This window comes from Dermacoccus sp. CCH2-D9 (assembly GCF_001556795.1).
GTDB lineage: Bacteria > Actinomycetota > Actinomycetes > Actinomycetales > Dermatophilaceae > Dermacoccus > Dermacoccus nishinomiyaensis.
This window is the reverse complement of record NZ_LSJT01000022.1, coordinates 1-21133: the sequence shown is the minus strand read 5'-3', so window position 1 is coordinate 21133 and position 21133 is coordinate 1. Positions and strand designations below refer to the sequence as shown.

Annotated in this window: 25 protein-coding genes and 1 riboswitch; of the genes, 9 read left to right on the top strand and 16 right to left on the bottom strand. The window is 68.4% G+C overall.

The window, feature by feature from the left end; genetic code table 11:
- Window positions 1–31 precede the first annotated feature (31 nt).
- A riboswitch (cobalamin riboswitch) is annotated at window positions 32–100 on the top strand.
- A gap of 47 nt (window positions 101–147) precedes the next feature.
- The 4 genes from AX669_RS01850 to AX669_RS01835 all read left to right on the top strand — a co-directional run bounded on the left by AX669_RS01850 (window position 148) and on the right by AX669_RS01835 (window position 3086).
- Window positions 148–867 carry an energy-coupling factor ABC transporter permease gene (locus AX669_RS01850; protein WP_006947566.1) on the top strand — a complete coding sequence of 240 codons (720 nt, stop codon included), beginning with the start codon at window positions 148–150 and terminating at the stop codon, window positions 865–867.
- Window positions 860–1264, top strand: coding sequence for an energy-coupling factor ABC transporter substrate-binding protein (locus AX669_RS01845; protein ID WP_062256201.1), 405 nt, complete (start codon window positions 860–862; stop codon window positions 1262–1264). The genes AX669_RS01850 and AX669_RS01845 overlap by 8 nt, the downstream gene beginning before the upstream one ends.
- Before the next feature lie 2 nt (window positions 1265–1266).
- Complete coding sequence (gene cbiQ, locus AX669_RS01840) at window positions 1267–2031, top strand: cobalt ECF transporter T component CbiQ (RefSeq protein WP_062256198.1); 765 nt, start codon at window positions 1267–1269, stop codon at window positions 2029–2031.
- 125 nt (window positions 2032–2156) lie between these two features.
- Window positions 2157–3086 carry an energy-coupling factor ABC transporter ATP-binding protein gene (locus AX669_RS01835; RefSeq protein ID WP_231729368.1) on the top strand — a complete coding sequence of 310 codons (930 nt, stop codon included), beginning with the start codon at window positions 2157–2159 and terminating at the stop codon, window positions 3084–3086.
- 148 nt (window positions 3087–3234) lie between these two features.
- On the opposite strand, the gene AX669_RS01830 is transcribed toward AX669_RS01835, so the two are convergent.
- From AX669_RS01830 to AX669_RS14150, 3 genes are all read right to left on the bottom strand, one after another.
- Window positions 3235–5064, bottom strand: coding sequence for an HNH endonuclease signature motif containing protein (locus AX669_RS01830; RefSeq protein WP_062256197.1), 1830 nt, complete (start codon window positions 5062–5064; stop codon window positions 3235–3237).
- A 200-nt stretch (window positions 5065–5264) separates the two neighbouring features.
- Window positions 5265–5528 (bottom strand): VOC family protein, encoded by a 264-nt coding sequence (locus AX669_RS01825; protein ID WP_006947573.1) that lies wholly within the window; start codon window positions 5526–5528, stop codon window positions 5265–5267.
- Window positions 5522–5653: a VOC family protein gene (locus tag AX669_RS14150; protein ID WP_369815051.1), complete on the bottom strand. Its 132-nt coding sequence runs from the start codon at window positions 5651–5653 to the stop codon at window positions 5522–5524. Before AX669_RS14150 ends, AX669_RS01825 begins: the two co-directional genes overlap by 7 nt.
- Window positions 5654–5759: 106 nt before the next feature.
- Here AX669_RS14150 and AX669_RS01820 point away from each other — a divergent pair, with 106 nt between their 5' ends.
- The gene (locus AX669_RS01820) at window positions 5760–6239 is read left to right on the top strand and encodes a DUF664 domain-containing protein (protein WP_006947583.1); all 480 of its coding nucleotides are present in this window, start codon (window positions 5760–5762) and stop codon (window positions 6237–6239) included.
- A gap of 151 nt (window positions 6240–6390) precedes the next feature.
- On the opposite strand, the gene AX669_RS01815 is transcribed toward AX669_RS01820, so the two are convergent.
- From AX669_RS01815 to AX669_RS13765, 6 genes are all read right to left on the bottom strand, one after another.
- Window positions 6391–7026, bottom strand: a complete 636-nt coding sequence (locus tag AX669_RS01815; RefSeq protein WP_160126253.1) for an alpha/beta fold hydrolase — start codon at window positions 7024–7026, stop codon at window positions 6391–6393.
- A gap of 262 nt (window positions 7027–7288) precedes the next feature.
- Window positions 7289–7984, bottom strand: coding sequence for a methyltransferase domain-containing protein (locus AX669_RS01810; RefSeq protein ID WP_312294783.1), 696 nt, complete (start codon window positions 7982–7984; stop codon window positions 7289–7291).
- Window positions 7981–8637, bottom strand: coding sequence for a helix-turn-helix domain-containing protein (locus AX669_RS01805; RefSeq protein WP_082740477.1), 657 nt, complete (start codon window positions 8635–8637; stop codon window positions 7981–7983). Before AX669_RS01805 ends, AX669_RS01810 begins: the two co-directional genes overlap by 4 nt.
- 257 nt (window positions 8638–8894) lie before the next feature.
- The gene (locus AX669_RS13775; RefSeq protein WP_231729367.1) at window positions 8895–9374 is read right to left on the bottom strand and encodes a thiamine pyrophosphate-dependent enzyme; all 480 of its coding nucleotides are present in this window, start codon (window positions 9372–9374) and stop codon (window positions 8895–8897) included.
- Complete coding sequence (locus AX669_RS13770) at window positions 9298–10329, bottom strand: hypothetical protein (protein ID WP_253184183.1); 1032 nt, start codon at window positions 10327–10329, stop codon at window positions 9298–9300. The genes AX669_RS13775 and AX669_RS13770 overlap by 77 nt, the downstream gene beginning before the upstream one ends.
- On the bottom strand, window positions 10239–10646 hold the full coding sequence (locus tag AX669_RS13765; protein ID WP_240742565.1) for a thiamine pyrophosphate-binding protein: 408 nt from the start codon (window positions 10644–10646) through the stop codon (window positions 10239–10241). The genes AX669_RS13770 and AX669_RS13765 overlap by 91 nt, the downstream gene beginning before the upstream one ends.
- 417 nt (window positions 10647–11063) lie before the next feature.
- Here AX669_RS13765 and AX669_RS01795 point away from each other — a divergent pair, with 417 nt between their 5' ends.
- The gene (locus AX669_RS01795; protein WP_062256193.1) at window positions 11064–12161 is read left to right on the top strand and encodes a Fic family protein; all 1098 of its coding nucleotides are present in this window, start codon (window positions 11064–11066) and stop codon (window positions 12159–12161) included.
- 168 nt (window positions 12162–12329) lie between these two features.
- On the opposite strand, the gene AX669_RS01790 is transcribed toward AX669_RS01795, so the two are convergent.
- Window positions 12330–14126 carry an FUSC family protein gene (locus tag AX669_RS01790; RefSeq protein WP_062256191.1) on the bottom strand — a complete coding sequence of 599 codons (1797 nt, stop codon included), beginning with the start codon at window positions 14124–14126 and terminating at the stop codon, window positions 12330–12332.
- 124 nt (window positions 14127–14250) lie between these two features.
- On the opposite strand from AX669_RS01790, the gene AX669_RS13185 reads away from it, so the two are divergent.
- Window positions 14251–14661, top strand: coding sequence for a hypothetical protein (locus tag AX669_RS13185; protein WP_131941745.1), 411 nt, complete (start codon window positions 14251–14253; stop codon window positions 14659–14661).
- 80 nt (window positions 14662–14741) lie between these two features.
- On the opposite strand, the gene AX669_RS01780 is transcribed toward AX669_RS13185, so the two are convergent.
- The 4 genes from AX669_RS01780 to AX669_RS01765 all read right to left on the bottom strand — a co-directional run bounded on the left by AX669_RS01780 (window position 14742) and on the right by AX669_RS01765 (window position 19188).
- Window positions 14742–15266: a PadR family transcriptional regulator gene (locus AX669_RS01780; protein ID WP_062256187.1), complete on the bottom strand. Its 525-nt coding sequence runs from the start codon at window positions 15264–15266 to the stop codon at window positions 14742–14744.
- A 115-nt stretch (window positions 15267–15381) separates the two neighbouring features.
- The gene (locus AX669_RS01775; RefSeq protein WP_062256185.1) at window positions 15382–18081 is read right to left on the bottom strand and encodes an FtsX-like permease family protein; all 2700 of its coding nucleotides are present in this window, start codon (window positions 18079–18081) and stop codon (window positions 15382–15384) included.
- 1 nt (window position 18082) lies between these two features.
- Window positions 18083–18421 (bottom strand): hypothetical protein, encoded by a 339-nt coding sequence (locus AX669_RS01770; RefSeq protein WP_062256184.1) that lies wholly within the window; start codon window positions 18419–18421, stop codon window positions 18083–18085.
- A complete protein-coding gene (locus AX669_RS01765) occupies window positions 18418–19188 on the bottom strand; it encodes an ABC transporter ATP-binding protein (protein WP_062256182.1) in 771 nt (256 codons plus the stop codon). The genes AX669_RS01770 and AX669_RS01765 overlap by 4 nt, the downstream gene beginning before the upstream one ends.
- A gap of 261 nt (window positions 19189–19449) precedes the next feature.
- Here AX669_RS01765 and AX669_RS01760 point away from each other — a divergent pair, with 261 nt between their 5' ends.
- On the top strand, window positions 19450–19653 hold the full coding sequence (locus AX669_RS01760) for a hypothetical protein (RefSeq protein ID WP_006943496.1): 204 nt from the start codon (window positions 19450–19452) through the stop codon (window positions 19651–19653).
- On the top strand, window positions 19646–20068 hold the full coding sequence (locus AX669_RS01755; protein ID WP_143181554.1) for a hypothetical protein: 423 nt from the start codon (window positions 19646–19648) through the stop codon (window positions 20066–20068). Before AX669_RS01760 ends, AX669_RS01755 begins: the two co-directional genes overlap by 8 nt.
- Window positions 20069–20121: 53 nt before the next feature.
- Here AX669_RS01755 and AX669_RS13180 read toward each other — a convergent pair whose 3' ends face one another.
- Window positions 20122–20451 carry a hypothetical protein gene (locus AX669_RS13180; protein ID WP_131941650.1) on the bottom strand — a complete coding sequence of 110 codons (330 nt, stop codon included), beginning with the start codon at window positions 20449–20451 and terminating at the stop codon, window positions 20122–20124.
- 2 nt (window positions 20452–20453) lie between these two features.
- Window positions 20454–21065 carry a hypothetical protein gene (locus tag AX669_RS13175; RefSeq protein WP_156444887.1) on the bottom strand — a complete coding sequence of 204 codons (612 nt, stop codon included), beginning with the start codon at window positions 21063–21065 and terminating at the stop codon, window positions 20454–20456.
- Window positions 21066–21133: the final 68 nt, after the last annotated feature.

The window sequence follows — 21133 nt, the reverse complement described above, 5'->3', positions numbered from 1 at the left end:
TCGCTAGGGTGGGCAGCGCGCGTCACCCAGGACGAGGAAGCCGGTGAGAATCCGGCACGGTCGCGCCACTGTGAACGGGATTTCCGTGAGTCAGGAACTCGGGGTGACGCCATCGAGCGGGACGCGTCATCCCGGGAAGGTGCACTCATGCATATCGCTGAGGGGTTCTTGCCCCCTGTTCACGCTGCCGCCTGGAGTGCGGTAGCGGCACCCTTCGTCATCCACGGAGCGCGCGAGATCAAGCGCACGATCGAGAAGCATCCGGAGTCGAAGCTGCTGCTCGGCGGAGTCGGGGCGTATTCGTTCGTGCTGTCGGCCATCAAGTTGCCGTCCGTCACCGGGAGTTCGTCGCATCCGACGGGCACCGGCGAGGGCGCCATCATCTTCCGCCCGCCTGTCATGGCGGCGCTGGGCACGATCGTGCTGCTGTTCCAGGCGCTGTTGCTCGCGCACGGCGGGCTGACGACGCTCGGCGCGAACGTCATGTCGATGGCAGTCGTCGGGCCGTGGGCCGGGTACGGCGTCTATCGGCTGATGCGTCGCGCGCCGCTGTCGATCGCCGTGTTCTGCGCCGTCGCCGTCTCCGACCTCATGACGTACGTGACGACGGCGACGCAGCTCGCCCTCGCCTTCCCCGACCGCGCGACGGGTTTCGTCGGCGCATGGTCGCGGTTTCTCGGGCTGTTCGCGGTGACGCAGATTCCGCTCGCCATCGTCGAGGGCCTCGTCGGTGTGCTGCTCATGAACGCGCTGCGCTCCTGGGCCGGCCCGGAGCTCGCCGGTCTGGGATTCGGACGCGATCGTGGGTTCGATGCGGGTGTCGCGGTCTCGGCCGACGTCGAGGCGAAGGAGGCGAGCCGTGCGTGACCGTCGACTGACGAACGTCCTCCTCGTCGTGCTCGCGGCGGCGATCTTCGTCCTGGCGCTCGTCATGGGCACGCGCAGTGGCGACTTCAGTGGCACGGACGCTGCGGCCACCGAGACCATCGAGAAGTCCGACCCCGACTACAAGCCGTGGTTCGAGCCGTTCTGGACGCAGCCCGGTGGCGAGGTCGAATCGGGGCTGTTCGCGATGCAGGCCGCGCTCGGTGCGGGCTTCCTCGGCTTCGTCCTCGGCACGTTCCGCGAGCGTCGCAAGAACCGCGACGCGGCGTCGGGTGTCGCGAGTGCGGGTAGCGGCGTTGCGTCACGTCGTCCTGCCCCGGGTGATGACGCTGCGACGGGTCTCGTCACGAACGCGCCCGACGGTTCGCGGATCGCCTGAGCGTGGCTCATCTCGCGATCGACGAGGCGGCGTGGAGCAGCGCGTGGCGCACGCACGCCGTCAGCGAGAAGGCTGCGCTGGCGCTCGGTCTTCTCGCCGTGGCGATGGTGGCGCGGGACGTACGCGTCGACCTGGCCGTCGTCGTCGTCGCGTTCGTCGCCGTCACGGTGGGTGCGCGCGTCGCGCCAGGGCTCGTGCTGCGTGTGTGGGCGCTGCCGGCGGTGTTCGTCGTCATCGGCCTCGTGGGCGTGCTCGTGTCGATCGGCCCCGCGCCCGATGACGCGCTGTGGCAGGCGGGGCCGTTCTCGATCGGGCGATCGTCGCTCGATCGAGCCGTTCTGACGGGGTCGCGTGCAGCGGCGGGGGCGGCTGCCGTCCTCGTGCTCGCGCTGACGACGCCGATGACGGACGTCCTCGGCGGGCTGCGGCGCGTCGGGGTGCCGGCGTTTCTCGTCGAGATCGCGGGCGTCGTGTATCGGATGATCTTCACGCTGCTCGACTCGGTCGGCACGATCCGGGAGAGTCAGACGGCGCGCCTCGGCTACGCGACGCGCCGCGCGGCGCTCGCGAGCACTGGGACGCTGCTCGCGGGGGTGCTCGTCCGGGCCTGGACGCGCGCCCAGCGCCTCGAAGCGGGGCTCGCCGGACGTGGATACACGGGCGACCTCATCGTCACGACGCCCGCGCGGCAGGCGTCGTGGCGGTCGCTGTGTGGTGTCGTGCTCGTCGTCAGCGCCCTCATGACGTGGGCGGTGATGTCGCGATGAACAGGTGGCTGCAGAACAGGCAAGCTGGGCCGAACGGCGTCGCTCGAGATAGTGAGTCACGTGTGGCTGAGCCCGGCGGCCGGGAGGCAACTGGTACCCGTGGGTTGGGTGTCAGGGATCTGCGCGTGGGGTATCGCGGTCGGGACGCCGTACTCGACGGCGTCGACCTCAACGTGCAGCCGGGGCGGCGGCTCGCGTTCGTCGGCGCGAACGGCGCAGGCAAGACGACGCTGTTGCGCGCCGTGGCCGGGTCGGTTGCGGCGACGTCAGGGGACGTCGTCGTCGACGGGGTGGCGTTGCAGCGTTCGCGGCGCGGGCTGGAGCGTCATCGACAGCTCGTGCAGCTCGTGCTTCAGGATCCGGCGGATCAGTTGTTCTCGGCGGACGTCTTCGCGGACGTCTCGTTCGGCCCGACCAACCTCGGGCTGCCGCCCGACGAGGTGCGGCGACGCGTCGAGGAGACGCTCGACGTCCTCGGGATCAGCGACCTCGCGGATCGGCCGGTTCATCAACTGTCGTTCGGGCAGCAGAAACGCGTGGCCATCGCGGGTGCCGTCGCGATGCGCCCCGCGTACTTGCTGCTCGACGAGCCGACGGCCGGTCTCGACCCGGCCGGCGTCGAGGCGCTGCTCGCGAGCCTCACGTCGCTCGAGGAACGCGGTACGACGATCGCCCTGTCGACGCATGACCTCGCGTTCGCGTGGGAGTGGGCCGACGACCTCGCGCTGCTGCACGACGGGCACCTGCGTCAGGACGCCGCGCATCGTGTGCTCAGCGACGAGCCCGCCCTGCATGCCGCGGCGCTGCGCGCTCCCTGGCAGGCGCAGATGTTGGCGCGCGCAGGCGTGAGGTGTGCCGGAGCGCAGACGTCGCGCGACGGGGGCGTCAACGAGGTCGTCGGCGGCGACGCGGGGCCCGGCGACGCCGGCGGCGAAGGTAATGGCGCTGGCCGACGTCCCGTTGGAGGTGGGATACCGCGTGCGGTCGACGAGGTCTACGACGCTGTGATCAGCGGCGGCTCTCAGTCGCCCAAGCGACCCACGCGGATGGAGTGACAGCCCAGAGGTACAGCGTTCGAGCCAGGGTGGCTGGGTGACGCACGGCTGGGCCCGCGGCCACGACGACCGTCGTCATCTCGGGTAGGGACACGCACCGGCCGGGCTAGCGGCGTGGGGCGATGCTCGCGGTGCGCCCGGGCTGAAACTAGCCGGCCGGCGCGCTCTCGGCTGGACGCGTGGCTTCGAGAGCCGCAGGTCCCGCAGCGAGTGGCCAAGCCGCGCGGTCGAGATCGACGGTGAAGCTCTGGTCGTCAGGATCGCGGGGGACGGCATCGTTCGGGTGGGTCAGCATCATCGGCCCCGAAGGCGATTGCCAGGTGCACACCCCGTCAGCGTTCATCTGCACGGCCCAACCACCGAACGTCTTCGCCCGGTGATGATGACGACACAACATCTGCAGATTCGCGGCACTCGTCTCCCCGCCGTCGGCGAAGGGGACGACGTGGTCGGCATCGCACCCCTCCGCGCGGCGCGAACACCAGGGGAACCGGCAGTGCACATCGCGACGCTCCACGAACGTGCGGATTGCCGTCGACAGACGATACTTCTGCGTGCTCGTGGCGATCGTCGTCCAGCGCTCGGCGTCCATGAGCTCCGTCGTGAACACCGCGCCCACCACGCGGGCCAGCTCCTCGACGACAGCGGCCACGATCGTCCCGACGCCCGGCACGCGGGCATCACCGAAGCCGTTCGTCGAGCTGTGTTCGCCCACCCCGCCTCGCAGGGGGACGCCATCGGCACCGCTGGGCGGCCCCACGCCACCGAAACCCTCCGATAAGCGAGCGGCATTCGGGCCGCCTGAGCCCGGACGGCGGGTCCACACGCCGCTCGCTTCGCGAGTGGAGTCGGGGCCACCTGAGCCGGAATGGCGGTTCCACACTCGCTCCGATGCGCGTGCGGCATCCGGCCACCCAGGCCCGGAACGGCCGCTCCAGACGCCATCCGCGTCGAGGACGCTGACGCGGCTCGCGCTCCCGTCGAGCGTTGGCCCGGAGGTGTGAGTAACCCGCTCCACCGCCTCCGCGCCACCGGCCACCGAGGGACGAGAGCGCACAACAGGCACCTGGAGGTGCAGAACCGGTGTGACGTGCACGTTGGCCAGCGCCAGCAGGACGAGAGCGTCCACGCGCAGCGCATTGATCGGTTCGCGCAGCGCGACGTCGAGTACGTGCGGGGCCGAGTCGCGAAGCTCCTGTGCGTGGGAGTGGATGGCGGCCTTGAGATCCGCCGCGTCGCGCGCGGGCAGGACCGCGCGCAGCTCCGTCAGGGTCGGGTGCTCGGGGTGTGGCGCGAACCAGACACCGAGCTGTGCCCTTATGTCGATCTCGTCCTCGTCTTCGGTCAACCCCAGGGCGTCGAGGACTCGCGTCGTGCGGTTGCTCGCCGCCGTGGAGCCCGCGGTGGCAGCCTTCGCGTGGATCAGGTGCGGCAACGCCACCGCGATCTGCGCGTCGTCGAGATGCGCCAGCACATCACTGATCTTGACCACCGAACTCATGCGCGCACGCCCGGCGCCGGCCTGCTCGAAGAGGGGACGCAGGCAGTGGCGGATGCGCTCGGCATCAGCGGCCATCGCTTCGGCGTGAGAACTGGACACGCCCAGGGCAGGGCCGAGCGCTGCCGCGGCGAACTCGCCGGGCGTCAGGGGGTAGTCGCGATCGTCCATCGACTCCCACTCGATGTCGTCACGCTCGCGATGGACGGTGTGGTGGCGTGCGGCGAGAGCGTGCATCGTCGCGTCCGCGGAGCGTGACACCCGCGACGCGGTGGCAGCAGCGCGCTCGAGCGAGACAGCGGCCTCCTCGAGCGCTGCGGCCCGCTCGTCGAGCGTCATGACGGGACGTTCGACGAAGGCGCCCTCGGCGTTGAGTGCCTCGTCGAAGAGGGCGTGACTCAGCGCCTCCCAGAGCTCGAACCGATCGAGAACCGGGAGGTTGCGTGCCTGCCGAAGCAGGGTGCGCGCGACCTCGTCCATGACTCCAGTTTAGTACATATGTTCGAACATGGCGAGTTGCGAGGCGAAGAGATGCCGTCATGGCGCGAGGCCTCGGGATCCGCACGTCCGGCCCGGCTCGTGCTACTTCACGGGGCTACGCCGCGCCTACTTCCCCCGCCAGCACGCGCCGAGCAGGACCACGTGGTACTTGAGGTGCGCAGCCTCGGTTGAGCCAACCGTCACGCCACGAACACGCAGAACGGATGCCCGGCGGGTTCGGTGAAGACGTAGAGGGCTTCATCGTCGTCATCGGAGCGGTCGAGCACCTGCGTCGCGCCGAGCGACACGGCGCGCTCCCGCTGCCGTTCGAGCGAGGCCACGGCCGGCACCGTCAGGTCGAGGTGCATCTGCATCGGCACGCGCCCCTCGGGCCACGTCGTGGGTTCGAGGTCCTCGTCGCGTTGAAACGCGAGCGCTCGGCGGCCGCCCGCGTGCGTCAGCACGAGCCAGTCGGCATCATCCGGGCCGTCACTCGGTAGCTCGTCCCGGCGCGATACGTCAGCCCGAGGAACTGCCGATAGAACTCCGCGAGGCGCCGCGGATCACGCGCGTCGAGGACGGTCTGCATCAGCTGGGGGCATCGCTCATGCGGCCACGGTAGACGGCGTCTCCCTCGCCGTCAGGGGCGAATCGCCGGCACGAACTGCAGGCCCACGGGCCGTCATACTGGCGGCATGACGCAGATTTCGGAGAAGGACGTCATCCTCGCCTACGTGCTGGCGAAGTTCGACGCGATCGTCACCATCGTGCGCGACATGGATGACGCGACGGCCAACGCGACGCTGCCCGTCGCCGGCTCGAACAGCCCCTACGCGCTGCTGACGCACTGCCTCGGGGCGATGCGTCGGTGGTCGAGCACCGTCAACCTGGGGGGCACCGTTCCGCGCGACCGCGACGCTGAGTTCACCGCCACCGGCCCCGTCTCGACGCTCGTCGAACGCGCCGCACGCGAACGTCAGGCCTTCATAGACGACGTCGCCGCCACCGACCTCGACGCGCTCCCGGTGGCCCCGCCGGCCGACCGAGTCGACGCCCCGGCGCGCTCGTATCAGGTCACCGACTGCCGCGCCGTGCTCCTGCACGTCGTCGAGGAGCTCGCGCAGCACCTTGGCCACCTCGAGATCACCCGCGACGTCCTGCTCGCGCGCGGCTGAGGCGCGGATCGAGACGCTGCGTGCCCATGAAGTCGGATTGACGGATCCATGTGCCACACAGCCCGGCAGACCGGCGGACTCACCCGACCGTGACCGGGTGCGCGCCGATATGGGACGTCAGCCCGGTTCGGCCGCCCCGGGGATCATCCCGTCATGCGGCGATGGCTTCGCGCAGGAAGTCGATGACGATCCGCGCCAAGGGCTCGGGCCTAGCGAGGTGGATGTCGTGTCCGCTCTCGGCGACGAGCGCGACCCGCGTTCCTGGCCGGCCAGCCATGCGTTCGTGCTCTTCGTTTGCGATGAAACTGTGCTGTGCGCGCACGATGAGCGTCGGACACGAAACCTGCTCCCAGTCCTCCCAGAACTGCTGCGCGTGGACTGCTTGGATGGCGCGCGCCAGGGCCACCGCATCGAAACGAGGTTCTCCCTGGTCGTCGACGAGCGTGCGAACCCATGCGATGACATCTGTCGTCGCTTCGGGTCCCTCACCCCCGACGCCGCCCTCGATGAGAACGAGTGCGGACACGAGCTGAGGGTGATGCGCCGCGACGAGCATGGCCGTGTGGGCGCCCATCGACTGACCGACGAGCACGCAGGGGGTGGCCGCGTGACGACGGATCTGCGACACGACATGCGCGACGTGTGCCTCGCGCGACAGATCCCCGGTCATTTCCGCAGCGGATCCGTGAGCCAGCTGATCAAAGGCGATGAATTCCCAGGCAGGCGGGAGCGACCGCGCGAATTCATCCCACTCGTCTGAGGTGCTGGCAAGGCCGTGGAGAGCCACGAGGGGAAGCATTCCTGCAGGCTATCTGCCCTGCGGGGGGTCATCAGCGCCACCTTCACGCCGTCGGGTCCTCAGAGCCGAGCCACGGTGATGTTCACGACGACGGCCGGACGAGGCACAATGCTCGTCCGGCCGTCGGTTTCGTCCGTGCTGTGGCGATGTGGGTCGCGCGTGGTCGAAGAATTCTCTAGGCGGTTTCGCCTCCGCGGTGACGTCGTGATGAGGGTGTTCAAAGCTGGTTAGTTGCTGGCGCGCGGGGTTCTCAGGGTAGGGCGAGCGTGAGGAAGAGGAAGCTGAGGAATTGCCGTTTGTCGCCTGGGGGCAGCAGTTCGCTGGGGGTGTCGGGGTGCACCTTGGGTTCAGTCAGGCTGATAAAGGTGAAGCCCGCGTCGATGAACGCATTGAGGACATCCTGCAAGGGCCGGTGCCAGTAGGTCAGCACGGTAGTGGTCTGGCCGAACGCATAGTCCTCGGAGTACTGGGTGAGTGCGAAGTAGTCCTGGTCTCGGTGCAGGGCGGCAAAGAGGAAGGGGTGAAGCAGGCTGACGATCAGCCGCCCGCCCGGGCGTAGAACGCGACGCAGTTCGCCGAGCGTGGGTCTCCAGTTTTCGACGTAGTGCAGCGCAAGAGAACACGTGATCAGGTCGAACTCGTTGTCCCCATAGGGCAGCGGGGCAGCGAGATCGGCCACCCGTATGTCGGCGCATTCACCCAGCCTGTCGCGGGCGATGGCGATCATCGCGGGGCTGACATCGAAGCCACTTACGGTTGCGCCACGATCGCGCAGCTCTTTCGTCAAGGGTCCGTGGCCGCAGCCGGCGTCCAGCACTCGAAGCCCCTCAACATCACCGGCCAGGCGTAGCACCTCGGGGCGTTCGTACCACTTGTTGAACAGGCCATTCTCGTTCTCCTCGACATAAGCGGGGGCGAACGCGTCGTAGTCGGCGGTATCCATCATCGATTTTCCTCCTGGCGGGCGTACACGCGGAACATTTCGTCCTCGGGAGCGGCCAAGAGCATGCCGTAGTAGCCGCGCCGGTTGGGATGTGCCACTGCCTGGTTGCGACGGTCCCGGGATCGCTCGCTCCACTTGTCCAGAACGGCGCTGAGCTCGGCGCGCATCTCGACCAACTCCTGATCATCAAGCCAAACTGCGAAGTCTTGGCTGATTGAGCAGGGCGATGAGCTACCGGAGGGATCGAGCTCGGCGCCGTCGCCAACCTGAGCCTGGATTGCCCGATGCAGGGCGACCACGTGCCCCTCCGCGACCCGTCGAAGCGTGTCCACCGCCGCTTCACCCCCGGTCTGCGCCCGCAGCGCCGCCAGGTCGATATGAAACCCGCGCTCGGAGGTCGGCCGCCACCACCGCTCGCGACGGTCGCCCGTGTGGTCCGGGTCGGGCTCGATCAACTCATATCGGGCCAGCTGGCGCAGGTGGAAACTGACGGAGTTGGCTGGCTCGTCGAGCAAGTCCGCAAGATCCTTCACCCGAGCTGTGCCACGGCGCGCCAACTCGCCGAGCAGCCTCATTCGAAGTGGGTGCGTGATAGCCGCGACGGCTTTGGGATCCGTGATGTGTGTAGCCTCATCGCGCCCTGGCGTGGCGTTCATAGCCGCAAGCCTGCCACCGACCGGCTAGAAGCGCAAGAATTATTGCGCGATGTTTGTCGTCTATTTGGTGAGCCGCCAGACACCAGGGCCAAGCCGTATTCGCGCGCCAATCCGAGGGGTGCATCTCCAACGAAGGTTCTAGCCATAGCCGGAGGAGGCTGGCCGATCCGTGCCGAGCCGCGGTGATGTTCACGACGACGGCCGGGCGAGCAACAATGCTCGTCCGGCCGTCGGCTCAGCGCAGAATTAGTGCACGCTCAGTGCTCCCCGCCACCCGTCGGGCCGCGGTCGGTGAAGAACTCCGTCACCTTGGCCTTGGCGAAACCGAACGCGTGGGCGGGCTTCACCTTGCCGGGCACCGACACCTCGTCGGGGTTCGTCACGACTTCGACGAGCCACGGCTCCGGTGACGAAACGGCCTCGCGCAGAACCGATTTCAACTCGGCCGGGTCCTCGACGCGCCGCGAGCGCAAACCCATCGCGGCGGCGACGTCGGCGAAGTTCGGGTTGTCGAGCGCCGTGCCGTACTCGGGCAGCCCGACCTGTTCCTGCTCGAGCTTCACCATCCCGAGCTTGCTGTTGTTGAACACGACGAACGTCGCCGGCAGGCCGTACGTGACGGCGGTGCGCAGGTCGCCGACGAGCATCATGAGGCCGCCGTCACCGCACAGTGCGACGACGGGGCGACGACGATCGAGCGCCTGCGCGCCGAGCGCCATCGGCATGGCGTTCGCCATCGAGCCCAGGGTTGTACGAGCCGATGAGACGGCGCTCTCCGCGCATCGGCAGCAGCCGCGACAGCCACACCGTCGACATGCCCGTGTCGGAGGTGAAGATCGTGTTCGTCGGGCACACCTCGTCGAGCGCGAGCGCGACGGCCTCCGGACGCACCTTCTCTTCCGGGTTGTCGCCGAGCGAGCGCACCTTGCCGAGCAGCGACTCGTCGAACGAGGGGTCGGCGAGCTTGCGCTGATCGTCCATCCACTCCGCGTACTTCGACTGCGCCTTCTCGAGGTGCTCGCGCCCTGACGCCGGCTCGAGCATCGGCAGCAGCGCCCGCAGACTCTCGCGCGCACCACCGACGAGCGCGATGTCGACGGGCGTGCGGCGTCCGATGTGCTGCGTGCGCGTGTCGAGCTGGATGACCTTCTTGCCCTCCGGATACCACTCGCGGTACGGAAAGTCGGTGCCGATCATGAACAGCACGTCGCACTCGTCCATCGCGCCGACGGCCGCCGGGTTGCCGATGAGCCCGCTCTGGCCGACCTCGTACGGGTTCTCGTGCTCGAGCCCCTCCTTCGCCTTGAGGGTCAGCACCGTCGGCGCGGCGAGCTTCTCGGCGAGCGCGAGCACCTCCTCTCGCGCCTCACGCGCACCGCGACCGACGAGCAGCGTCACCTTCTCGGCATCCCGCAGCGCGGCGGCGGCCCCGTCGAGCGAATCCGCAGCCGGTGACGACGGCAGCGGCGGCGGCGCGAACCGCGGCGTCCGCGTGCCGTGCGGCAGCTTCAACCCGCTGATGTCGCCCGGCAGGTTGAGCACCGCGACGCCCTGGTGTGCGACGGCGGCTTCCAGCAGCTGAGGCATCTGGTTGGCGCTCGTCACCGTCGCGGTGAAGACGGCGACGTCACTGAACAACGCGTCGTTGTCGACCTCCTGGAAGAAACTCGTGCCGATCTCCTCCGTCGGCACCTGCCCACAGACCGCGAGCACCGGCGCGCGTGCGACTTCTTCGCGTCGTACAGGCCGTTGAGCAGGTGGATCGCGCCGGGCCCGACGGTGCCCATGCACACCGCGAGACGCCCCGTCAGCTGCGCCTGCGCGGATGCGGCGAACGCGCCCGCCTCCTCGTGGCGCACACCGACCCACTCGATGCGGTCCTCACGCCGGATGGCGTCGACCACGGGGTTGAGCGCGTCACCGACCACACCCCAGAACTCGCTGACGCCGTACTCGGCGAGCGCTTCGACGATCATCTCGGCGATCGTCATCTCGGATCCGATGTTCATGCTTCTCCTCGCTCGGCGGGCGTGATCACTTCTGGACGGGCGTGGGGAACGAATGCGGGTCGGCCTCGGCCCACGCGCGCGCCCTCGACGTCATCATCGTCGTCGCCTCCTCGACGTCATCATCGTCGTCGCCTCCTCGACGGTGGCCTCCTGATGCTCGCCATGATCGATCCTTCGAGAGGCAATGACGTTTCGTCGTCATCCTGGCAGGTCAGGTCCAGCAGCACCATGCCCCTCAGCACATTCACGGCCGACTCGGGCGGCGCGTCAGCGGCTCCCGCGAGGACGTCGACAGGGTGACGACAGGGCGCCGTCATGGTGACGACATGGTGATGCCATCGACACGTTCGGGCGATATGTACGAGAAATCGCAAAACGTGTACATGTCAGGGTGCTCAGGCGCGTACGCTCGTCCTCATGTGGACCGGCCCCGACGTTCCGTACCAGGATCTGCCGCCTCTTCCTCCCTCGACGCAGGTCGAGACGCCGGCGGTGCTCAAGGAGGTCATCGCCGCCAGTCGAGCCCTCGCCGCCCTGGATCAAGCGGTCCGGCGCCTGCCGGACCCGACGATGCTCGTTCACCTGCTCCCGGTTCTCGAGGCGCAGGCCTCGAGCGAGATCGAGAACGTCGTGACCACGAACGACGAGCTGTTCCGCGCTGCCGCGGACATGCCGGACACCAGGACGTCCCCGGCGGTCAAGGAGGCCCTGCGCTACCGCCGTGCCCTGTGGGTCGGGTTCGACTCGCTGCAGACGCGCCCCCTGACGTCAGGAACAGCACTCGAGATCTGCAGCGAGCTGCAGGGCCGAACCGCCACTCTGCGCAATCAACCGGGGACCTATATCGGCAACCCCGTCAACCGTGAACGCATCTACACGCCGCCCGAGGGTGCAGACGTCATCGCCGAGCATCTGTCCGGGTGGGAACGCTTCCTGCACGCCGACTCGGGGTTCGACCCGCTCGTCGTGATGGCGATGCAGCACTACCAGTTCGAGGCGATCCACCCGTTCTTCGACGGCAACGGACGCACCGGTCGCGTGATCAACCTCCTGCTCCTCGTCGAGAAGGGGCTGCTCGAGCAGCCGGTGCTGTACCTGTCGGGCCACATCGTTCGTACGAAGGACGAGTACTACTCCCGCCTCCGCGCCGTCACCGCCCAGGATGACTGGCAGGGCTGGATCCTCTACATGGTGGGTGCGGTCGGCGCCACCGCTCGATGGACGCTCTCGCTCGTCGAGGTCATCGAAGGGCTGCGCCGGGAAGCGGAGGACGCGATCCGCCGGCATCTCCCGGCGCAGGCACCCGCGTCAGACCTCGCGCGGGTGCTGTTCGCGCAGCCGTACGTCCGCATCGAGGCGATCGTCGACGCAGGCTTGGCCAAGCGTCAAACCGCTTCGAAGTGGCTCTCCGTCCTGGCGCAGCACGATGTTCTCGAGCGCCAGCAACTCGGACGCAGCGTCGTCTACCTCAATCGCGCGCTCCTCGACACGCTGGCCGAGGCAACCGATCGCTGATCCGCCGACGTCGGAGCCTTCGCGGTGACGACATGGTGATGCCATCGACACGTTCGGGCGATGTGTACGAGAAGCCGCAAAACGTGTACATGTCCGGCTCATCGCACTCACCGCGTGGGGTGGGTGCGGGACGTGGGGAGCACCGCGTCGGCTGTCGCGACGACACCGCTACGGGCGCGGCGCGGTGCCGTGCCCCCCGACGTCGAGTAGGTCGTCGACGCTCGCGGCGATGGTCGTCGCGTCGACGAGCTGCGTCGAGACGGGCGGCAGGTCGTGGATGAGGCGCGCGAGGCGTGACGCCATCGCGTTGGCGTCGAGGTGAGCGAGCGGATCGTGCGTCCAGCACGCCGCGAGGGTCACGTACGTGGCCGAACCGAGGCTCGCCTCGAGCTCGCTCCACGACCCGAGCACGCGCGGCAGGTCGCGCTGTGCGATCTGCAGGACGTGCGCGGCCTCGAGCTGCTCGAAGACGAGGTCGCGCCGCGCGCTGACGCCCCGCTCGGAGTTGTGCTCACCGTCGGCCAGGAGCAGCAGCACCCGCTCGAGGGCGCGCAGGGCGCGACGGAACTGACGACGCACGAGCAGCACGGGCAGACGACGCCCGAACGCCCACAGCACGAACAGGCAGATGACGCACGACAGGGCCGTCTCGAAGATGCGATCGAGCATCAACTCACCGATCGGCTTGTGCGCCGTGCCCGCCGACGCCACGAGCAGCGCCATCGGCGTGATGAACATCGAGCCCAGCGCATAGTTGCGCACGACCGTCCACTGCAGCAGGTACACGCACATCAGCGCGACGACGATGACCCACCAGCCGCTCGGATGCGTGAGGCTGACGAGGAAGAACAACCCCACCCCGACGACCGTGCCGACGAAGCGGTGCGCGGCGCGATGCGTCAGTGTCAACCGGTCGCCGCCGAGGGAGATGAGCAGCGCCGTCGTCATGACCGCCCAGTACGGATGCGTGACGCCGAGTGCGTATGCGAGCACGCACGTGAGCAGCACCGCGAGCGCTGCGCGCCGCGCGATCAGCGCAGGCAAGGACGAGCGCGACAACCCCCAGCGCAGCAGGTAGCGCCGCGGTGGGCGTCCGAGGTAGCGCGCCTGCGCCATGACGGGGACGGCGATCACGGCCCCGGGCAGTCGCGTCGCGGCGGTGCGCTGGACGACTTCGATGTGCAACCGGCGCAGGCGCTTCGTCAGCTCGCGCCAGTGCGGGTCGGGGTGACGGCGGCCTGTCGCCGCGCTCAACGCCCACGCCGCGGAGAAGATCGACGCGTACGCCGTGTCCCGCAGGCGGCCCGTCTCGACGAAATCGCCGTCCGGGTCTGACTCGAAGTACGCGTCACACGCCTCCTGCGCCTCGTCGACGGCTTGATCCTCCGGTTCGTGACGCTGCGGGTACTGCAGCGCGAGGCTCAGCACGCTCGACATCACGGCGCCACAGCCTGCTGCCAGCAGGAACCGGCTGCCGGGCACGCCGACCGTAGGCAGATACGTGCCGATGGCCGGGCCGATCGTCAGAAAGACAGGGCCAGGCGGGTCGCCGACGAGCGCGTGGTACAGAAGCACACTGACGCCGGCGATCGCCGTCAGCGCGACCGTCGTGAGCACCGCATGTCCTGCGACGCTCACCCCGATCGTCAACGCCGCGACGTACGCGAGCGTCATGCACGCGAGGATGGTGACGCGGTGACGCCACGTCCGCTTGACGCTGACGGTGCACAAGAACGTGCCCGTCAACCCGAGCAGACCGAGCTGTGGGCCGAGGACGAACGACAACGCCAGCACCGTCAGCGTCACGCACGTCGTGATGTGTGCCGCCGTCTTCCAGCGCCCCGGCGCGGGCTTGACCTCGACGAACGTCTGCAGCTCGTCCGCGAGGCGCGCCTTCGTCACCCCGCGACGACGGGCAGCGCGACGCACCTGCGGCGGCGCGAGCATCATCGTGAGGCGGGGCATGCCTCTATTGTGAACCTGGCCACCGACAACCCCGGAAACCTGGGCCTTTCGCCTCCACATGCACACGGGTGCTCGTCGCCGCGGCAGTGGCATGGCGTCGTGTTCATGAATTCAGGGACAGAACATGAGAGTCAAGGAACCCGCGGCAGCGGGCACGAAACCGCGCGCCTATGCGGTGCGTTGCCGGTGGCTGCCGTGGAGCCCCCGGGCTCACCGGTGGGCCGGGCAGCTCCTCAGTGCATCCCCCGGCGGTGATGACCTGATCTCGGCGGTGATCTTCGCCATCGTGCTCGTCCCGCTCATCGTCGTCCTGGTCTACCTCATCGGCGAGCTGGCTCTGCTGTTGCTCCTGGTTCCGCTGCTGGCATTGACCCGTTTCGTGTTTCGTTGCCCCTGGGCCGTCTGTGTGAGTCGACGTGGCCGGGTGCTTCACGAGGAGCGGTGCCCCACGTTCAGCGCCGCCCGAGCGCGTCGGGGCGACCTCGCACAGGCGGTGCGAACCGGCACCTGGCGCGAGCTACCGCGTCAGCACTGAGGCGCGCGCGACGAAGCACCTCGACGTCAACCCCGCGCCAGGCGCTCCCACCTCGCGATCCATGTGGACCGCGCACGACGTCAGCCGCGAGCCAGCCGCTCCTCGACGTAGTCGAGCCAGCGCAGCTCGGCCTCGTCGGCGAAGATGAGCGATTCGAGGACGAGCTCGTCGGGCGTCGGAGCGCTCGGCGCGCCCGGTGTGCGGCGCGGTTTCGACCGGTTGAGCTCGCGTAGGTGCCGCATCGTCGCGGTGCGTTGCGTCGAGACGAGCGCACGCACGTCGACCCCTGGCATCGTGACGGCGAGCGCCAACTTGATGGCGAGTTCGTTGCGTGGCGTCACGTCGCGCGGGACGGCCTGGGCCCACCACGAATCCACTTCACCGCGCCCCGTCTCGGTGAGGCGATACGGAATGCGGCCCTCGTCGTCGGCCGCGCCCGCGCCCTCGACGAGGCCGTCGCGCTCGAGGCGCCCGAGCGTCGTGTAGACCTGGCCGATGTTGAGGGGCCACTGCCCGCCCGTGCGCGCCTCGAACTCGGAGCGTAGCTGCGCGCCGTACATCTCCTGCGACGCGAGCAGCGCGAGCAGGCCGTTACGAACGCTCACGTCAGCCCCCTTCGCGTCGTCGCGGTGAACGATGAACGTTCAACGGTACGACGCGGCGCGCCCACCCGCCGAACCCGCCGAACCCGCCGAACCCGGCGCGAGTCGTGCATGACGCTCACCGCTCGCGCCTCGTCAGCACCGGCTTGCGGCGTGCGAACAGCATCGACACGAGCGCTGCGACGAGTGGCACCGCGATGAGCATGATCGCGAGCGACCACCATGGGATCGCGTACGTGCCGCCGCTGAGCTGGTGCGTCCGCTCGTCCATCATGTGGTTCGTCGAGGCCCGCGCCAGGATGAGCCCCGGCGCGATGCCGACGGCGATGCCGATGAGCGCACCGATGACGCCGATCGCCGCCGCGTGCGCGCCGACGATGCGTCGCCGCATCCCCGTGGGCGCCCCGACGGTCGCGAGCGTCGCGGCATCGGCCTGCGATTCGGCGTCGTTGAGCAGCGTCGACACGATCGTCGTGAGCAGGACGACGAACGCGAGCGCCGCCGTCATGATGCCGAGGATGACGAGGATCGGGCTCGAGTAGCCCCGCTCCACCATCAACGGCATGTCGATCGGGGAGGCGGCCTTGAGCTGACCTTCGAGCTTCTTGCTCACCCCACCCTCGGGCGCGACGGTGATCGCCGCGAGATGGGCCGTCATGTGATGCTTCGCGAGCGTTTCGCGCGTCGCGATGAGCGAGTTCGGCGTCGAACCAGCGAGCTTGAACGCGGCGTCGAACGACACGGGGCGTGCCGGCACCGTCAGGGGCGAGCAGGATGCGACGGTCGCCTCCGGCAGCTCGGCGTTCTTCCACTGCACCGCGGCCAGCGTGACCTTGCCGTCGGTGATCGTCGTGGCGCTCGACTGGGGGCCCCATCCCGCCACGCCCAGGCTGTCGTTCGTCGATGGCCCGACGTGGAGGAACTCACCTCGCTTCAGAGCATCTCGCGTCGCGGCATCGAGGCCCATGAGCTTCATGCCGGCGTCGTCGACGCCGAGCACGCTGACGGCCGCGGCGGCGGCGTCCTGACCGGAGCCCTTCGCCGGGCACTTCCCTGCGAGATAGCGGGGCATGAAGTCTCCGGCGCCCACTGTCCACGCACCCGCGGCGCCGGGGACGATCTTGCGGATCGCCGCGATGGCTGTGTTGTCGTCCGCCTCACTGGTCCGCGAGCCGGGAGAGCTCGAGACGAACGCCGCCTCACCCATCGGCATCGACGGGGTGTACGTCTTGGCGAGGTACGCGTCCTCGCTCGCGCCGTAGACGCTGACGCCCGTGCACACGGCGACGGTGGCGAGCACCGCGCCGATCGACGCCGTCGCCCGCGTGCGCTGACGGCTGACCTCACGCACCGCGAGGCGCGGCGTCAGGGGCAGGTGACCGGCGAGCTTGCCGGCCACCATGAGCACGTACGGCACCGCGAGCACCGCGCCGCCGAAGAACAGCGGCACGCCGATGTACGCAAGGGCGGTCTGCCCCTCCTCACTCATCGACGACCCGTCGCCCCCTCGCTGCGTCGCGAAGAACAGGCACAGCGTGCCGGCCGCGACGGCGATGACGCCGATCGTCGGCAGTCGACGCTTGACGACACGCGCCGACACCTGCCCGCGCAGGGCCTGCAGAAGGTTGGTACGACCCGCAGCCCGCGCGGGCACCCACGCGGCGATGAGCGCGGCGAGCGTCGAGACGACGACGAGGCCGACGATCCAGCTGAATCGGATGTCGGTGGGCGCGTCGAGGGTCGTCACCTGCCGGCAGGCGATCTTCGCGGCGACGACACCGAGCGCGGTGCCGAGGACGGCACTGACGAGCGCGGTCAGCGCACCGAGGATCATCGCGTTGGCCAGGACGATGCGGCGCAGGACGGCGCGGGTGCCGCCGTTCGCCGCGACGAGCCCGAGGCTGCGACGCTGACGCGTCGCGCCGGCCGCGAACGCCGGGCCGGCGAGCAGTGCCGTCACGGCGACGAAGGCCATCGTCGCGACGGCGATGGCGAAGGCCATGCTCGAATCGCCCGTCGTATTCACGTCATAGGCGCTCGCCTGCGCGGACACGTTGTCGCGGGTCGTCAGGTCGAGGCCGAATCGGTGCCACTGCTCGACGTCAGCGGCCGAGAACGTGCGCGTGTCGTCGAGGAGGAACCCCGGTGACGAGCTCGGCTTGTACCCCGTCGGCACCGGCCCGACGGCGGCGACATCCGCGAACGGCGTCGTCACGGTGCCGACGATGGTGACGTGCACCGTCTTGCTGTCGGACGGGTTTCCGGAGTCAGAGCGCGCCTGCATCGGCCCCTCGGTCGGCAACCCCATGTTCTTGCCGTACTCGGTGACGGCGACCTCACCCGGCTTCGACGGCAGGCGCCCCGAGACGAGAGTGGCCTTGCGTGCGAGCAGGGGCGAGGTGGCGTCGGTCAGCATGACGGTGCCCCACGTCGACGTGAACCCACCCGACGTCGTCTCCTGTGTGGCGGCGAACACGAAACCTTCCTGGTGGGCCTCGAGCGCGGCAACGCCCGCCTGATCGCTCACCTCCGCAGCCGTCGGAGGCTTCGATGTCGTGACGGCGCGTCCGGCTGCCGGCATCGGTACGCCCGGTTTCTCGGCGGACACCGTGACGAGGCCACCGAGCCCTTCCACGGCGCGGGCGCGTTCTTCGTCAGGGCTGATCTCGAACGTCGAGATGAAGGCGAGCATCGTCGCCAGCGCCATGACGGGCAGCAGGATGAGCAGCGCAGCGAGCGCCGAGCGGCCCTTGTAACGCATGATGTCGCGCCACGCGAGGCGCAGCGGCAGCCGCCATCCGGCGAGGGGGGAGGCCATCTCAACGACCCTCTGCGCGCGAGGCGTCCGACGCCGATGAGTTGCGCGACCCACGACTGGCAGGTGCGGACAGGTGCGAGATCGCCGGACGCGACGCGCGCGTCGCGCCGGCCGTCCGCACCGCCATGACGAGCGCAACGGCGATGATGCCGACGAGCAGGACGACGAGCGCCGGCGTCGACAGGAACACGCCCTCGAGCGCCGGCCCGTGCGTCGCATCGAGCCACGATTCGGCCGGTTTCGTCGTCACGTGCGACGGGGGCGAGCCCTGCACCCACGTGTGCACGCTGACGACGGCGAGCTCCTGCACCCGCGACAGGTGGTCGGACGCGGTGATCATGCCCGGCCCTCCGTCGTTGCTGCTGTCACACTCGTCGCACCGTGCGAGCGGGTGACGGCGCTCTCCCCGAACGGCTCGGGTTCGTCGCCGACGATGCCGACGACGGCGCCGTCACGCAGGTTGACGATGCGGTCGGCCCACGACGCGTGCCGCGAGTCGTGCGTGACGAGCAGGACGGCGGCGCCCGCGTCGCAGCGCTGACGCAGCACCATGAGCACCTCTTCACCCGTGACTGAGTCGAGCGCGCCCGTCGGTTCGTCGGCGAGCACGACGCGGCGCTCGCCGACGAGGGAGCGCGCGATCGCGACGCGCTGCTGCTGGCCGCCCGACATCTCCTCGGGGTAGCGGTCGGCGAGGTCGGCCAGGCCGACGGCGTCGAGCGCCTCGAGGCCGGCCGCGCGGGCGGCGCGCAGGCCCATGCCGTCGAGTTCGAGGGGGAGCGAGGCGTTCTCGACCGCCGTCAGCGCCGGGACGAGGTTGAGGTCCTGGAAGACGAACCCGACGCTGCGTCGGCGCAGACTCGCCATCTCCTTCTGGCCGACGCCGACGATGCTCGCACCGCCGATGCGCACATCGCCGCTCGTCGGCGCGTCGAGGCCCCCGGCCATGTTGAGCAACGTCGACTTGCCCGAACCGCTCGGGCCCATCACGGCCACGAGTTCGCCCGGGTACAGCGCGAGGCTGATGTCCTTCAACGCGTGCACGTCACCCGCGGGTGAGGGGTGCACCTTGCTCACGCCGTCGAGCTCGAGGGCTGGTTGCGTCATCGTTCATTTCCCTTCGTGAGGCCTGACGTGCGCCGCCGACGATGTGTCGACGGCGCACGTCACGCTCCCGTTCCCTTACCGCATACGCAGTATGCATACCCGGTATTCACATGTATACCGGGTATGTGGGTGCTGTGGGGGAATGACGCGCCGGTGGGTGTGTCGGGCGTGTCGGGTGAGGCGCGCCGCGCGGCATGTGCCGGGGGTGTCGTAGCACGTCGAGGCTTGGGGCCGGCGGGCGACGGGGCGTCGGGGTGCGCCATGACCGTGCCGCAGATGGTGCGAAACCACGCGCAGCGCGCCGAACGTCGCGCGCGTTTCGAGGCGGAAGCCCAGCTCGCTGAGCGTCTGAGCAAGGCCCGTACACCCCGCCAGAAGCGACGCGAGCTCGCCCGCGTGAATGGCGAGGCGAAGCGCGCACGCAGCGGCGATCAAGAAGGCGGCACAGTGGGCCGGCGTGAGTGATCGTCAGGCGCAGCGATGGGCCAAGACTGCCGATCGCGACGGCAACCCTATGCCGCTCGCGAAAGCCTCACCGGTCGTAGAGAAGCGCCGCACCGCCGTGCAGCGTGGCATGGGAGGTGCGCGGAAAGTCCAGGCGGACCGCATGGCAGCGATGCGCCATTTCACCATCCCAGGCACGGTGAAGGTCGAGATCGACACGGGCGGTAAAGCATCGTCGATCGAAGACCGTACGCACATCACGACGACCGTCCCTCTCGACGCGTCTGAGATGGAGACCGTGGCCGCGTGCATCGAAGCGCAGGAGTACGAGGAAGCCGCAGCGACCTTCAACGCCGCGCTGATCGATGCGTGGATGGGCGGCACGAGCCCGGTGAACATGAAGATCTTGCACTGGACCCCGGTTGAGCCGGAGTGAGAAAACAGTGGAGGGGTAAGGCAGAAAACCTGCCTTACCCCTCCACTGTTACGTCAGACCTCTAATTGGGTGAGATCATCGATCGGCAGGCGAATGAGGCTCAGAACTTCGGCTGAATACCCAGATTGTTTCATCGGGTCATCTTCAATCCAGGCGGTCGCTTCTTCTGATGTTGCATGGGCTGAAGCAATCGCTGGCGATTCGTTCAGGTCTCCAGCAGCCCAAATGTACAGATTATTCTCAATCCGAGCTGCACCGGCTAGGTCCAAGTCTTCCCATGAGACTCTTGTCCTAAGATTTTTGTTGCTATCAAGGATCTTCAGAAGCTCGTCTTCCGACGTGAGTGCGACCTTGGCTGAGCCGTCTACGAAGACTGCGATCATGCCTACATCGTGCGCTTCAGTTGAGCAACCTTCGTGTAGGACCGCGCGTAGTAGGTCTTGTTTTTCCAAACGATCGTACCGAGCGTGGAACCAATAAACGTGGTGTTCGTGGTTCCCTTGCAGGTCTTCACCACGTTCTTCTGCTCGAGCTTTGCGATATTGCGACCACCTGACATCGTTGTGCCGCCGGCCTTCTTCCACCACGCATACCACTTGTAGTGAATCTCTTCAGCGTGAGTGATAGATGTTACGGGCGTGGTGCATGTCGTGATAGGCTTATTACCCGCAGCCTTGTAGTCATATTCCTTCCGCAGGTAAACTGCACCGGGGTTTAGCGTGCAAGGCCCATAGTTGGGTGTTGTAAAACGTACCGATGCGCCCTTTCCACATTGGTAGTCATTGAGCTTTTTGATTGCTTCTTCCTGACTGCTCGCCTGGATGAAGGGCGTTGCCTTCGCCTCGCCACCCTTGAGGAACTGGTCAAGGCACTCTGCGTCGCTAGAGCGGTCGGTTGAGCTCTGAGCTGCGGGCACGGGCTTCTCAGCCGCCAGGGCTGTCGGCGTCACAAGAGACACGCCGAAGACGAGGGGCAGGGTTGTTGCTGCGATGCGCATACGGTTGACATGACAACCGCTCTCACTAGGTCAATTCTTCGGCTTTCGCAGCATACCTAGGTCAGGGG